At 63.0% G+C, this 14,194-nt stretch carries 13 protein-coding genes and 1 pseudogene; 5 read left to right on the top strand and 9 right to left on the bottom strand.

The genetic code is table 11. The features are described from left to right. Window positions 1-3: 3 nt before the first annotated feature. A complete protein-coding gene (locus MOV80_RS05560) occupies window positions 4-906 on the bottom strand; it encodes a LysR family transcriptional regulator (protein ID WP_019104146.1) in 903 nt (300 codons plus the stop codon). Between the two features lie 114 nt (window positions 907-1,020). Between MOV80_RS05560 and MOV80_RS05555 the strand changes: the two genes are divergently transcribed. Both MOV80_RS05555 and MOV80_RS05550 read left to right on the top strand, forming a co-directional pair. Beyond that, complete coding sequence (locus tag MOV80_RS05555; RefSeq protein WP_043589518.1) at window positions 1,021-1,449, top strand: carboxymuconolactone decarboxylase family protein; 429 nt, start codon at window positions 1,021-1,023, stop codon at window positions 1,447-1,449. A gap of 132 nt (window positions 1,450-1,581) precedes the next feature. Then, the gene (locus MOV80_RS05550) at window positions 1,582-2,079 is read left to right on the top strand and encodes a MarR family transcriptional regulator (protein ID WP_043589515.1); all 498 of its coding nucleotides are present in this window, start codon (window positions 1,582-1,584) and stop codon (window positions 2,077-2,079) included. An 89-nt stretch (window positions 2,080-2,168) separates the two neighbouring features. On the opposite strand, the gene MOV80_RS05545 is transcribed toward MOV80_RS05550, so the two are convergent. Then, window positions 2,169-2,810 carry a lytic transglycosylase domain-containing protein gene (locus MOV80_RS05545; protein WP_043589513.1) on the bottom strand — a complete coding sequence of 214 codons (642 nt, stop codon included), beginning with the start codon at window positions 2,808-2,810 and terminating at the stop codon, window positions 2,169-2,171. Window positions 2,811-2,817: 7 nt separating this feature from the next. Beyond that, window positions 2,818-4,527, bottom strand: coding sequence for a proline--tRNA ligase (locus MOV80_RS05540; protein WP_191186094.1), 1,710 nt, complete (start codon window positions 4,525-4,527; stop codon window positions 2,818-2,820). A gap of 308 nt (window positions 4,528-4,835) precedes the next feature. Between MOV80_RS05540 and kup the strand changes: the two genes are divergently transcribed. After that, a complete protein-coding gene (gene kup, locus MOV80_RS05535; RefSeq protein WP_043589962.1) occupies window positions 4,836-6,701 on the top strand; it encodes a low affinity potassium transporter Kup in 1,866 nt (621 codons plus the stop codon). Window positions 6,702-6,794: 93 nt separating this feature from the next. On the opposite strand, the gene ampD is transcribed toward kup, so the two are convergent. Beyond that, window positions 6,795-7,382: a 1,6-anhydro-N-acetylmuramyl-L-alanine amidase AmpD gene (gene ampD / locus MOV80_RS05530; protein WP_249604928.1), complete on the bottom strand. Its 588-nt coding sequence runs from the start codon at window positions 7,380-7,382 to the stop codon at window positions 6,795-6,797. Window positions 7,383-7,388: 6 nt separating this feature from the next. Continuing rightward, window positions 7,389-7,685 (bottom strand): annotated as a pseudogene (locus MOV80_RS05525) (GNAT family N-acetyltransferase); the annotation flags it as partial. A 363-nt stretch (window positions 7,686-8,048) separates the two neighbouring features. On the opposite strand from MOV80_RS05525, the gene MOV80_RS05520 reads away from it, so the two are divergent. Next, window positions 8,049-8,582 (top strand): hemerythrin domain-containing protein, encoded by a 534-nt coding sequence (locus MOV80_RS05520; RefSeq protein WP_249604894.1) that lies wholly within the window; start codon window positions 8,049-8,051, stop codon window positions 8,580-8,582. A 237-nt stretch (window positions 8,583-8,819) separates the two neighbouring features. Here the strand turns inward: MOV80_RS05520 and tal are convergent, their stop codons facing one another. The 3 genes from tal to phoB form a co-directional block, all read right to left on the bottom strand. Next, entirely contained in the window at window positions 8,820-9,881 is a 1,062-nt protein-coding gene (gene tal, locus MOV80_RS05515; RefSeq protein WP_043589511.1) for a transaldolase, read from the bottom strand. A 312-nt stretch (window positions 9,882-10,193) separates the two neighbouring features. Next, a complete protein-coding gene (gene phoR, locus MOV80_RS05510) occupies window positions 10,194-11,501 on the bottom strand; it encodes a phosphate regulon sensor histidine kinase PhoR (RefSeq protein WP_019101331.1) in 1,308 nt (435 codons plus the stop codon). Window positions 11,502-11,507: 6 nt separating this feature from the next. Further along, a complete protein-coding gene (gene phoB, locus MOV80_RS05505; RefSeq protein ID WP_249604893.1) occupies window positions 11,508-12,197 on the bottom strand; it encodes a phosphate regulon transcriptional regulator PhoB in 690 nt (229 codons plus the stop codon). A 430-nt stretch (window positions 12,198-12,627) separates the two neighbouring features. On the opposite strand from phoB, the gene MOV80_RS05500 reads away from it, so the two are divergent. Continuing rightward, window positions 12,628-13,071, top strand: a complete 444-nt coding sequence (locus MOV80_RS05500; protein ID WP_019100282.1) for an Lrp/AsnC family transcriptional regulator — start codon at window positions 12,628-12,630, stop codon at window positions 13,069-13,071. 80 nt (window positions 13,072-13,151) lie between these two features. Here MOV80_RS05500 and gap read toward each other — a convergent pair whose 3' ends face one another. Beyond that, on the bottom strand, window positions 13,152-14,165 hold the full coding sequence (gene gap, locus MOV80_RS05495; RefSeq protein ID WP_019100281.1) for a type I glyceraldehyde-3-phosphate dehydrogenase: 1,014 nt from the start codon (window positions 14,163-14,165) through the stop codon (window positions 13,152-13,154). Window positions 14,166-14,194: the final 29 nt, after the last annotated feature.

Raw genomic sequence — 14,194 nt, 5'->3', positions numbered from 1 at the left:
TCCCTAAATCCCGGCTGACCGGGACAGCAAGGGTTCCGTCTCGGCAAACTCCGCCAAAACATCCAGCAAGACGCGCACCCGCGCCGGAGGATAACGCCGTTGCGGCCATACCGCGTACACCGGCTGAGCCGGCATTTCCCAACCGGCCAAAACCTGTCGTAAACCGCCTTCCGCCAACTGACGATGGCACAGACTATGCGGACAGACGGCGATGCCCACGCCGGCCTCCGCCAAGCGACGCGGCAGCAGCATATCGTTAACCCGAAGCCGCGGCGGCGGCAACTCCCAGGCTGCGCCATCGTCCCTCCTCTGCAAATGCCAGCGTTCAAACGGCTCGGCCACCAGCAAAGCGTGACGCGCCAGATCCCCCGGCGTCCTCGGCTCGCCTTGCTTCGCCAGATAGGCCGGCGCGGCCACCAACAGGGTTCGCACCCAACCTAGTCTCCGCTGGTTCAAACTAGAGTCCGGCTGCTCCCCCACTCTCAAAGCCAAATCCGCCATGCCGCTGAGCAGATCGTCGATAGCGTTGTTCAGATGCAGTTCCAGGCGCAAGTCCGGATAATCCTTCAGCATCCGCCGCCATACCGGCACCAGAACGTCGTTGCCCAGACTCAGCGGCGACAGCACCCGCAGCACGCCCTTGACCTGATGCAGCGAGTCCGCCAGCGTCGCGGCGGCCTGGCTCAGGGATTGCAGTAAGGGCCGGCATTGCTCGTAGTACTGCCCGCCTTCCGCCGTCAGCTCCATCCGCCGCGCGCTGCGATGCAATAGACGACAACCCAGCTCACGCTCCAGCGCCTGCAAGCGCCGCGACAGGGTGGCGGTGGGTATGACCAGCCGCCGGGCGGCGGCATTCAGGCTGCCGGCGTCGACAATGCTCACAAACAACTGCAGATCATCCAGCATAATTTCATTTTTGGGATTTGATTTCGATATTTTAAGTCTATTTACATAAATGATTTTTGCCTAGACTGGCTACGCAGCTCGTCGCTGCGACTCCCTCTCTTGAAAGGAATTGCCATGTCTCTGCGCCTGCCCTACACCCAACTGTCCCCCGCCGCCTACCAAGGGCTGGCCAGCGTCAAGTCCAGCTTGCAACACAGCAGCCTGGGCCTGCCCTTGATCGAACTGGTTTATCTGCGCGTGTCCCAGATCAACGGCTGCGCCTTCTGCCTGAAAATGCACGCGTCGGCCCTGCGCGCCAGGGGGGAAAGCAATGAACGGATCGATTCCCTGGCCGGCTGGCGCGTCAGCGAGTTGTACAGCGCCCGCGAACGCGCGGCGCTGGAATGGGCGGAGTCGCTGACCGACATCGCCGTCACCCAAGCGCCGGACCAGCACTACCTGCCCTTGCAGGAACACTTCAGCCCGGAGGAAGTAGCCGATCTGAGCTTCGCCATTGCTCTGATGAACGCCTTCAACCGGCTGGCGGTCAGCATGCGTCAGTAAGCATGATTCCCGCTGGTGCGGGTGATGACTGGGGACTATTATTTCACATGAAGATAAACTAACTTCAAGCCGTGCTAATCTCTGCGCCCGGTAGTCATCCAGTTGTCACCCACACATCAGGAACCGTCAGTGATGCAACAAGCACCAGACCAGATTGACCGTATCGTCGCCCTGTGGCGCGAGGTTCGCCCGGACTTGGACCCGTCCTCCACCGAAGTGGTCGGCCGCATTGTGCGAATGGAGTATTTCGTCACCCGCCGCGTGCTGCACGATTTGGCGCGCCACAATCTGAATGTCGGCGAGTTCGACGTGCTCGCCGCGCTGCGCCGCGGCGGCGAACCGTTCCAGCTGTCCCCCAACCAACTGCAGGGCATGGTGCTGATCTCCTCCGGCGCGCTGACCAACCGCATCAACCGGCTGGAAGAAGCCGGCTTGGTGACCCGTTCGCCGGATCCGGCCGACCGCCGCGGCGTGATCGTGACGCTAACGCCCAAGGGCTTCGAGGTGATCGAGGACGCCGTCGGCAATCATCTGTCGGCCGAGGCCGAACTGATCGAGATGCTGGATGCGGAAGAACGCGCCACGCTGGCGCGCTTGCTGAAGAAAATGCTGCAGACCCAGGAGGATTGAGATGCACGCGCCCTCCTGTAGGTTGCCGCGCTGAGCGGACAAAAAAAAACCGGCCTGGATTCCAGAGCCGGTTTTTTTACAACCGCGCTTCAGCGCACCAGTGGCGGTGCCGCGCCCGCTGCCGCCGTTTTCACCGGCAGCGGCGCCACCCAATGCCAGCGGCCTTTCCAGGCCCCCATCACCAGGTTGGGATATTCAGCCCGGCCCAGACTGCCGTTGTAACGGCCCAGCGCGCGAAACAGATTGCCGCGCTCGATATCCAGGTAGTAACGCAGAATGGTGCAGCCGTAGCGCAGATTGGTGGTGAGATCGAACAGGTTGTGCTGCGCGTTTCCTATGCTGCGCACCCAGAACGGCATCACCTGCATCAGCCCGCGCGCGCCGGCGCCGGAGATCGCGTACTTGTTGAAGCCGCTTTCCACCTGGATCAGGCCCAGCACCAGTTGCGGGTCCAGGCCGGCCCGGGTGGCCTCGTAATGGATGGCGGTGAGCAGGCGCTCCCGCGTCCATTTATCCGGAATCCGCTTGGCCAGCCGGCTGGACATTTCACCCAGCCAGGCGTCGGCTTCGCGCTGGTCGTCAAACACCAGCCGCGGCGCGTTGGCGTCGGACACCGAACGGCGCATGGTGGAAGCGACGTTGGCGGCCAATGCCTCTTCCTTCTGCGCGCCGGCCCACGCCGGCATCGCTGCCAGCGCGGCCAACAATACGACGATGCCGGATCGGATCATAAGACGGTCACAGCCCCAGTTTGGCTAGCACTTGTTCCAGCATAGCATCCGCGGCCAGGGCGCTGGCCTCCGTGTCGCGACGGTGCTGGTACTCGACCTTGCCTTCCTTCAGGCCGCGGTCGCCAATGGTGACGCGATGCGGCGCGCCGATCAGCTCCCAATCGGCGAACATCGCGCCCGGACGTTCGCCGCGGTCGTCCAGAATCACGTCCACGCCCTTGGCCAGCAGGCCTTGGTACAAAGCGTCGGCGGCGGCCTTCACCTCGGCGGAGCGGTCATAGCCCACCGGGCAGATCACCACGGTGAACGGCGCGATGGCGTCCGGCCAGATCATGCCCTTGTCGTCGAAGTTCTGCTCGATGGCCGCGCCCAGGATGCGGGTGACGCCGATGCCGTAGCAGCCCATTTCGAACGGCTTGGGTTTACCGTCCTCGTCCAGGAAGGTGGCGTTCATCGCTTCCGAGTACTTGGTGCCCAAATAGAAGACATGGCCCACTTCGATGCCGCGCTGGATCGCCAGCTCGCCCTTGCCGTCCGGCGAGGCGTCGCCGGCCACCACATTGCGGATATCCATCACTTCCGGCTCCGCGCAATCGCGGCAGAAGTTGACGCCGGTATAGTGCTGGTCGTCCTCGTTGGCGCCGGTAATCATGTCGGCCATCTTGGCGACGGTGCGGTCGGCGATGACGCGGCCCTTGAAGCCCACCGGACCCAGCGAACCCGGATTGGCGCCGAAGGCGGCCTTGATCGCGCCGGGGGCGGCGAAGGTCAGCGGCGCCTTGATGCCGGCGATTTTCTCGGCCTTGACCTCGTTCAGCTCATGATCGCCGCGCACCAGCAGCAGCACAGGCTGATCGTCGTCGCCGTCCACCACTACCGCTTTGACGGTTTGCTTGATGTCGACCTTCAGGAAGTCCACCAAGTCGGCGATGGTCTTGACCTTGGGCGTATGCACCTTGGTCATGGCCGCGCCGGCGGCCGCGCGCTCGCCGGCCGGCGCCACGGCTTCGGCCAGTTCGATGTTGGCGGCGTAGTCGGAGTCCGGGCAGTAGACGATGGCGTCCTCGCCGGTGTCGGCGATCACCTGGAATTCATGCGAACGGTCGCCGCCGATCGCGCCGGTGTCGGCGGCGACGGCGCGGTAGCTCAGGCCCAGGCGGTCGAAGATGCGGCAGTAAGCGGCGTACATATTGTCGTAGCTGACGCCGGCGGCTTCGGCGCTGCGGTCGAAGGAGTAAGCGTCCTTCATCGTGAACTCGCGGCCGCGCATCACGCCGAAGCGCGGGCGGCGCTCGTCGCGGAACTTGGTTTGGATCTGGAAGAAATTCTTGGGCAGCGCGCGGTAGCTGCGCAGCTCGTTGCGGGCGATGTCGGTGATCAGTTCCTCCGCGGTGGGCTGCAAGGCGAAGTCGCGCTCGTGACGGTCCTTGAAGCGCAGCAGCTCCTCGCCCATTTTGTCCCAGCGGCCGGTTTCCTGCCACAAGCCGGCCGGCTGCACCACCGGCAGGCTGACTTCGATCGCGCCCGCGCGGTTCATCTCTTCGCGCACGATGTTTTCCACCTTGCGCACGCTGCGCAGGCCCATCGGCATCCAGGAGTAAATGCCGGCGGCCACTTTGCGGATGAAGCCGGCGCGCATCATCAGCTTCTGGCTGGCGATGTCGGCGTCGGCGGGGGCTTCCTTCAGGGTGGAAATGAAAAACTGCGATGCGCGCATGATGCGTCCTTGGTAATACGGTGTAATGAGGGCTTGATTGTAGCGTTTGCCGCGCCTCGCGGCCAAGCCTTGCGCCGGCATCGCCGTTTTGCGCTATAAAGATGCGTGTCCCGCCTCCCGCCGGCTACTCCAGATGCGCCCGCCGCGCAAGCGGACAGCCCGGATTCTGTCGTTTTACGAGAACACATCTCGGCTCTTGCGCGGCCTTTGCTTGGCTTACCCTGACCTCTGGAGTAATCTGCGCGCTCAAGAACCATCGATATTGCTGTGCAGCAATATACGGTGACGAACAATTCCATTGGATGCATATGCAGGATCACAACAAACAGGCCATGGCAGGCCTGACCCTGGCCGCCTTGGGCGTGGTATACGGCGATATCGGCACCAGCCCGCTGTATACCCTGCGCGAATGCTTCACCGGCCAGGGCATCCCCACCACGCCTGAAAACATCTTCGGCATTTTGTCGCTGATCTTCTGGTCGCTGATTTTCGTGGTTTCCATCAAATACGTGGCTTTCGTGCTGCGCGCCGACAACCGCGGCGAAGGCGGCATCATGGCGCTGATGGCGCTGGCCCGCCATTACACCACCCACGCCGCGCGTTGGAAGATCGTACTGCTGGGGCTGTTCGGCGCGGCGCTGTTCTACGGCGATGCCATTATCACTCCGGCGGTGTCGGTCTTGTCCGCGGCGGAAGGCATGGAGCTGATTTCACCGGCGATGGAAAGCTATGTGTTGCCGATGGCCATCGGCGTGCTGACCGGCCTGTTCCTGCTGCAACGCTTCGGCACCGCCAGCGTCGGTCTGCTGTTCGGCCCCATCATGCTGATCTGGTTTTCCGTTCTGGGCCTGCTGGGCCTGCATCAGATCGTGCAAGCTCCACAGGTGCTGCAGGCGCTCAATCCCTATCACGCGCTGCACTTCATCGGCCACAACGGCTGGGGCTCCTTCCTGACCCTGGGCTCGGTGGTGCTGGCGCTGACCGGTGCCGAGGCGCTATACGCCGACATGGGCCATTTCGGCAGCTCGCCGATCCGCCGCGCCTGGTTCAGCCTGGTGCTGCCTGGCCTGGCGCTGAATTATTTCGGTCAGGGCGCGCTGCTGATGCAAAACCCGGCCGCCATCAAAAACCCCTTCTTCCTGCTGGCGCCGGATTGGGCGCTGCTGCCCTTGATCGTCATGGCGACGCTGGCCACGGTGATCGCGTCGCAAGCGGTGATTTCGGGCGCCTACTCGCTGACCCGCCAAGCCATCCAGCTGGGCTACTGCCCGCGGCTGGAGGTGCAACACACCTCGGAAAAAGAGATCGGCCAGATCTACATGCCCTTCATCAACTGGGCTTTGCTGATCGCGGTGATGGTGGTGGTGCTGACCTTCAAAACCTCGTCCAGCCTGGCCGCCGCCTACGGCATCGCCGTCACCGGCACCATGCTGATCACCACTTGCCTGTTCTTCGTGGTGGCCAGGGTCAACTGGCGCTGGCCCCTGCCGCTGGCGCTGGGCGTTACCCTGATGTTCGCCACCATAGATCTGGGCTTCTTTAGCGCCAACATCCACAAAGTGGCCGACGGCGGCTGGTTGCCGCTGGTGCTGGGCATGGTGATCTTCACGCTGATGAGCACCTGGAAGCAGGGCCGCGAGCTGCTGTTCACCCGCCTGCGCGACCAAGCGCTGCCGCTGGACAGCTTCATCGAAAACCTGGAAGCCTACCCGCCGACGCGGGTGCAGGGCACCGCGGTGTTCCTGACCAGCACCCTGCATGGCGTGCCGCACGCGCTGCTGCACAACCTCAAGCACAACAAGGTGCTGCATGAGCGAGTGGTGTTGATGACGGTGCGCACCGAGGACGTGCCCTATGTAGCGGCGGAGGAACGGCTGGAAATCGTGCAGATGTCGGCCTCGTTCTGGCGCGTGGTGGCTCGCTACGGCTTCAAGGAAGATCCGAACGTACTGCAGGTGCTGGAAGATTGCACTGCCCAGGGTCTGGCTTTCGAGCTGATGGACACCTCCTTCTTCCTGTCGCGCGAGACCATCGTGTCCACCGAGCGTCCGGGCATGTCGCGCCTGCGCGAAAAGCTGTTTGTGTGGATGAGCAAGAACGCGATGCGCGCCACCGACTTCTTCCAGGTGCCCACCAACCGGGTGGTGGAGCTGGGCGCGCAAGTCGAGCTCTAGCTCGCCAGACTTTGAACAGACGCGAAGCCTCCTCGCCTCGCTCACAAGCCGGACCGGCCTTGCCCGTCCGGCTTTTTCGCGGCTGGCTTTACTCTAACGCGACAGACCGCTGTCGGCCTCCGCCCTCGCCCAATCGAAAAACGGTCCGGGATCCGTCTTGCGCCCCGGCGCGATGTGCTCGTGACCGATGATGGCGCTAAGCGGCAGCCTGCGCCGCAACTCCAGCGCCAAGGCTTGCAGCGTCTGGTATTGCGCCTCGCTGAACGGCTCGAAATCGCAGCCTTCCAGCTCCACTCCAATGGAAAAATCGTTGCAGCGTTCGCGCCCTCGCCAATTGGACACGCCGGCATGCCAAGCGCGCCGCGTCACAGGCACAAACTGCTGCAGCTCGCCGGAACGGCGGATGAAGAAATGGGAAGACACGCGCAAATGCTGGATTTCGGCGTAGAACGGGTGCTCGTCCGGGTTCAGCCTATTCTGGAACAACTGCTCCACGCCCAACCCGCCGTAGCGATACGGAGGGAGGCTGATGTTGTGGATCACCAGCAGTTCCGGCGCCATGTCCTCGCCGCGTTCGTCGTGATTGGGCGACGGTATCCAGCGCGCGCCGTCCAGCCAGCCGTCCTCCAATAGCTGGAAAGCCGGCGGCGGGGCCGGCTGATAATTCAGACGCCACAGCATCAAGCCGTCCGGCGTGGACCAGCGCTGCTCGGCGACGAAGCCGGCCTTGCGATACAAAGACAACGCGGCGATATTGACCTCGGCGGTATCGACGCTGACCTCGCTCTCGCCCACCAGCGCCCGGTTCAGCAAGCGGTAGCCCCAGCCGGCGCGCAACTGTTGCGGATCCACCACGACTCTTTCGATATGCAGCCCGCCATCCTCGCGGCGCGAGGCCACCAGCACCCCGCGCAGGCTCTCGCCCTCGAACGCGCCCCAAACCGCGTCGGCGCAGGCCTGCGCAGCGGCAAGGTCGGTCCACATCACTGGCAGATGCGGATAAGACAGCCATTCCGCCTCCAAGCGGTGGGCGGCCAACTGCAGGCTCAAGACGCGAGCGGCCAACGCCGCGTCGCTCAAATCCAGGCGTTTCACTTCAAACGGGGCTTGCATCCAACCTCCTGCGGCACTGCGCTTGCGCGCGCAACATTCTAGTCATCGGAACAGTCCAATATCTCACTTGTTTTCTGCCCGCCAGCGGGGTATCAAGAACAACCGGGGCAGCCAAGCCTCGGCATTCTACCGCTCCCGCGAAGCCGTCGGCGCGCGTTGGCTTGAGCCGGATCATGGCCGCCGCCCGCGCCATGCCGCAGAATGCAGCCCGTCACCCACTACAGGAGAACGCCGATGCTGACCCTGGACACCTTGAGCAGCGCCGCCGCGCCCAGCTTCGAGCAGCCGCTGGAAATGCTGCAAGCCTGCCACGACAAGATTCGCCGCTTCTGCGACCAACTGGATCAACTGCCCTCCTACATCGAGCAGCACGGCGTCAACGAGGCCGCACGCAACACGATAGACGGCGTGGTCCGCTACTTCGACCTGGCCGGTCCCGCCCATCACAGCGACGAGGAGGACGAGTTGTTCCCGCTGATTCTGGAGCGGGTGCCCACCGCCGCCTCCCGGCTGGAGCAACTGAGCGCAGAACACGGATATCTGCATTCCTGCTGGAACGCCATTCGCGACGATCTTCTGGCGCTGCGCGACGGCAAGATTCACAGCATCAGCCGCAACGAGTTGGAGGAGTTCGCTCGCCAGTACCGCGAACACGCCGCCGCCGAGGAAAGCTGGCTGTTTCCCACCGCCGCCTCCGCCATCAGCGCCGAGGAGATGAGCGCCGCCGGGCAGCGCATGGCGGCGCGCCGGATACAGCAAGCCGCCTAAACGGCTACCGCCGCCCGGCCGCAAACGCAAAAAAAAAGGCTGACCAGCGCGGTCAGCCTTTTTATCTTTGCGCACTCAGAACCTGTTTACGATCTCGCGAGCAAGAGCGAGACAAGGCGAAAACGGCTGAAAAAGCGGAGTGTACACACGGTACATGAGCATTTTGAAGCCGCTTTCAACGCTGTATCGCCGACGCGCAGCAGATCGTAATCCGGTTCTCAGAACCTGTTTACGATCTCAGGCGGTCAGCTTCAGCAACTGCTCGAACGCGTCCTCGAACAGCTTCAAGCCGTCCTGCTGCAGCTTCTCGCCGGCGGCGGCCAGATCCACGCCGGACGCGCCCACCGCGTGCAACAGGGTCTGCGCCTCGTCCATGCCTTCCGGCAACGTCAACGCCGCCTGGCCGTGGTCGCGGAAGGCCGCCAGCGTGCCGTCCGGCACGGTATTGACGGTTTCATCACCGATCAGGCTCTCCACGTAAAGCACGTCCGAGTAGGCGGCGTTCTTGGTGCCTGTGGACGCCCACAGCAGGTATTGCGGACGGGCGCCGGCGGCTTTCAACGCGGCGAACTCGGCGCCGTGGAAGCGCTCGAGATAGCGAGCGTAAGCAGCCTTGGACAGCGCGATGGCCACTTTGCCCTTGTGGGCCTCCGCCACTTGCGGGTCCAGCAGGCTGTCGACGCGGGACAGGAAGAAGCTGGCCACCGCCTTGACGCCGGACACGTCCTTGCCGTCGGCGTGACGAGCGGACAGGCCGGCGATGTAGGCGTCCCACACCGCTTCCACTTGCGGCAGCGAGAACAGCAGGGTGATGTTGACGTTGACGCCTTCGCGGGTCAGCGTCTGGAAGGCACGGATGCCGGCGGCGGTGGCCGGGATCTTGATCATGGCGTTGGGACGGGCGATTTCCGCCCACAAGCGCCGCGCCGCGGCGAGAGTCCCGGCCTCGTCGTTGGACAGCTCCGGCGACACTTCCAGGCTGACGTAGCCGTCGTTGCCCTGGCTGGCATCGTATTGGCCGCGCAGCAAGTCGCAGGCGGCCTGGATGTCCGGCACCACCAGCGCTTCGTAGCGCGCCTCGGCCGACAAGCCGGCGTCCGCTTTCAGACGGGCCAGGTCGGCCTGGTAGCTGGCGTCGCCGCTGATCGCCTTGTAGAAGATCGCCGGGTTGGAGGTCACGCCGGCGATGCCGTCGTCGGCCAGCAGGCGCGCCAGTTCGCCGGAGGCGATCAGTTCGCGGGAAAGATTGTCCAGCCAGATGCGCTGGCCGAACGGGCGGATGGATTGCAGTCGATTCATGGTGGAACGATCCAGAATAAAGTCGGGACGGGCCCGGCGTCGCCGAGCCGGCCGGTGGCTGCCGCGCCATAGAGCCTGTTCAGAGTCTCGCGCACAATGGCAAGACAAGACCCGAGGAAGCGAATTGCACATACGGTACATGAGCATTTCGAAGCGGATTTCAACGTCGTATCGCCGAAGCGCGGCAGACTTTGAACAGGTTCTAAAATCGGCGGGCTGAAACGGACATCCTAACCCGCTTGGAGCGGCGCGCCAAGAGCGCCGGCCCAAGCTTGCAAGAATACGCCGCATGCGGCCCCAGCGACGCGGCGCTCAGGCCGCTTGCGAGCCGCTGCGGCGGTCGCGCGGGAACACCGCGGAGAACACGCTGCCCTTGTCCGGCTCGCTTTTGATCTCCAGCCGGGCGTGATGGCGGGCCAGCACGTGCTTGACGATGGCGAGCCCAAGACCAGTGCCGCCGCTGCCGCGCGAACGGCCGCGGTCCACCCGGTAGAAGCGCTCCGTCAACCGCGGAATATGCTCGCGCGGAATACCGATGCCGGTATCCGCCACGGAGAAGCGCAGCTGCTCGCCCTCTTCTCTCCAGCTCAGCGTGATGCAGCCGCCTTCCGGCGTGTAGCGCACCGCATTGGATACCAGATTGCCAAAGGCCGAATGCAGCTCTTGCGGACTGCCCCACAGCCAGGCGTCGCTGTGCCGGTCCAGCTTGACCTGATGGCGGCCATGGGACAGGCCTTCGGCCTCCACCATCAGCGTGTCCAACATGTCCTGCATGTCCACTTTTTCCGATACCGTCGCCTTGGGGCTATTCTCCAGCTTGGACAGGGTCAACAGATCTTCAACCAGGCTTTGCATGCGCCGCGATTGCTCCAGCATCATCGGCAGAAACTGGCGGAAGGTGGCGTCGTCCACCTGCGGCAGATCGCCCAGCGTCTCCAGAAAGCCGCCCACCACGGTCAGCGGCGTGCGCAGCTCGTGCGAGACGTTGGCGACGAAATCCTTGTGCACGGTTTGCACCCGTTCCAACTGGGTGATGTCGCGGGTCAGCAGCAATTTGCGGGTGGAATCGAAAGGGACCATCTGCAGCGAGATCACCAGTTCGCGCGGCTGCACGAAATTGAGCACCAGCGGTTGGCTGAAGCGCGCCTCGTTCATATAGGCGTGAAAGGCCGGCTGGCGAATCAGGTTGAGGATCTGATTGCCGACATCCCGCTTGCGGTCCAGGCCCAGATGCTCCACCGCCATCGGGTTGATCCATTCGATGCGGTCATGCTCGTCCAGCACCACCACCCCGTCCGGCATCGCCTCGCCGGCGTTGATGAAACGCTCCAGCGCGTGAGTGAGCTTTTTCTGGCTCTGGCTCTGGGTGCGGGTGGTGCGGTACAGGGTCATGAAGATGGTGTGCCAGACGCCGAAACCGTCCGGCACCCGCTCCGGGGTCGGCCGCTGCAGCCAGCGCAACAACAACGCGACATGGTAGAGATTGAAGGCCAGCCAGCCGCCCAGGCAGATGGCCACCGCGATCAGTCCGTCTTCCGCCGACGATCCCAGCCAGAAGCCCAGGCCAATGACGGCGGTCGCCAGCAGCGAGGCCAGCGTGCGTTTCAGAAATTCAGGCATCAGGCCTCACTGCTGGGTGGAGAAGCGGTAACCAGTGCCGCGTACGGTCTGGATCAGCGCGTCGTGGCCAGAGCCCTCCAACGCGCTGCGCAGCCGGCGGATGTGCACGTCCACGGTGCGCTCTTCCACGAACACATGATCGCCCCACACCTGGTCCAGCAACTGGGAGCGCGAATGCACGCGCTCGGGATGGGTCATGAAGAAGTGCAGCAGGCGGAATTCGGTGGGGCCCAGATCAATGACGCCGCCGTTGCCGGTGACGCGGTGGGTGACCGGATCCAGCCGCAAGCCTTGCACGTCCACCGCGTCGTCGGTCATCTGCGGCGCGCGACGGCGCAGCACCGCTTTGATGCGCGCCAGCAGTTCGCGCGGCGAGAACGGCTTGGTGATGTAGTCGTCGGCGCCGGTTTCCAGGCCTGTGATCTTGTCCTGCTCGTCCGAGCGAGCGGTCAACATGATGATGGGCACGTGGCGGGTTCGCTCGTCCGCGCGCAAGCGCTTGGCGATGTCCACGCCGCTGGCGCCCGGCAGCATCCAGTCCAGCAGCACCAGATCCGGCAGCGCGTTGCGCACCAGCGTCAGCGCCGCTTCGGCGGTGCTGGCTCGCAACACATGGTGGCCGGCCTGCGCCAGGTTGAAGGCAATCAGCTCCTGGATTGCCGGTTCGTCTTCAACAAGCAAGATATTGGCTGGCATGGTTGATCCATTCCCGTTTGAGTGTGTGGCAAGGATAAAAACGGGTGATTACAAAAATATGACATTTCGTCAAACTTTCCCACTTTGGCGCAGATTATTTTAACGCGCCAGCCGTAGACGCCGCTGAAACCAAAAAAAAACGGACCTGTTGCTGTGAACAGGCCCGGAATGGTCGTCGTCAATACAGATTTGATCTGACTAGAGACCAGGGACAAAGAGATCACCAGGACAGTTTCAAATGAGAGCGTTTTGGGACAATTCTCATCCGCAACGGATCTGGACAGGCGAGCCGCGGGACAGTGCGGCCAACCCTGATACGGCCAGCATTTTACGTAGCAAACAGGCGTTTTGATTAGATGGTTGATTGGATTTTAAGCCATTTCACCTTATTTTATATGTTTGTTTCGTCATATTTCCTTACAATCGAAACATGGATAAATTTGATAGAAAAATCATCGCCGCGCTACATGAAAACGCCCGCATCAGCTTCGCGGAGCTGGCCCGAAGGGTGAATCTGTCGCCGCCGGCGGTGGCGGACCGGGTGAGCAAATTGGAGCGCGGCGGCGTGATCACCGGCTACCGCGCCACCATCGATCCCAACAAGGTGGGCATGCCCATCTGCTGCATGATAGAGCTGACGGTCAAACACCTGGAGTACTTCGCGGTGATAGAAGAAATCCGCACCATGCCGGAGATCATCGAATGCATGTCGGTGACCGGCACCAGCGGACTGATGATGAAGGTGGTGGTGGACAATATGCCCACCCTGCAGGCGCTGATCGCGCGGCTGATGCAGTTTGGCGACACCAAGACTTCTATCGTGATCGAGGTTCCAGTGCCGCCGCGGCTGCCGGATTTGCAACAGGACGAATAATCCGGCGCGGTTTTGGGCCTGACAATGAAAAACGGACAGGCAAGCCTGTCCGTTTGAAAGAGCGGAACGCCTGTCGGCGCTTACTTGGCGGCCTGCCAGGCCACTGCTGTATCGATCATGCGGTTGGAGAAGCCCCACTCATTGTCGTACCAGGCCAGCACTTTGACTTCGCGGCCGCCGATGACGCGGGTCAGCGTGGCGTCGAAGGTGCTGGACGCCGGGTTGTGCAGGAAGTCGCAGGACACCAGCGGCAGCGTGTTGACGCCAAGCACGCCCTTGAGCGGCCCCTTGGCGGCGTCGCTGATCAGCTGATTCACTTCTTCCTTGGTGGTGTCTCGGCCGGCGGTGAAGGTCAGATCCACCAGCGAGACATTGCTCACCGGCACGCGCACGGCGAAACCGTCCAGCTTGCCTTTCAACTGAGGCAACACCAGGCCCACCGCGGCGGCGGCGCCGGTTTTGGTCGGGATCATGGACACGGCGGCGGAACGGGCGCGACGCAGATCCTTGTGATCGGTGTCCAGCAACACTTGGTCGTTGGTGTAGGCGTGCACCGTGGTCATCAGGCCGCGCTCGATGCCGATGGTGTCGATCAAGGGCTGCACCATCGGAGCCAGACAGTTGGTGGTGCAGGAGGCGTTGGACACGATGGTCATCGCGCTGCTCAACTGCTGATGGTTGACGCCGTACACCACGGTGGCATCCACGCCTTCGCCGCCAGGAGCGGAGATCAGCACTTTTTTGGCGCCCGCCTGCAGATGGGCGCCGGCTTTTTCGCGAGTGGTGAACAAACCGGTGCATTCCATCACCACGTCCACGTTCAATTCTTTCCACGGCAGCTCGGCCGGGTTGCGGATGGCCAGCAGCTTGATCTTCTTGCCGTTGACCACCAGGTGGTCGCCGTCCAACGCCACGGACGCGGCGAACGGGCCATGCACGCTGTCGTAGCGGGTCAGGTGTTCATGCAGCTCCGGCGAGGCCAGATCGTTGATGGCGACAATCTCGATGTCCTGATCGGCATAGCGCTCTTGCCATGCACGCACAATCATGCGGCCGATGCGGCCGTAACCATTGATAGCAACTCGCAACGTCATGATGCATCCTCCAAGTTGAAATGGCGCAA

Origin of the sequence: Chromobacterium sp. IRSSSOUMB001 (assembly GCF_023507765.1) — a bacterium.
GTDB classification, from domain to species: Bacteria; Pseudomonadota; Gammaproteobacteria; order Burkholderiales; family Chromobacteriaceae; genus Chromobacterium; species Chromobacterium haemolyticum.
Note: the sequence above shows the minus strand (reverse complement) of the source record. Positions and strands in the feature narration are given on the sequence as shown.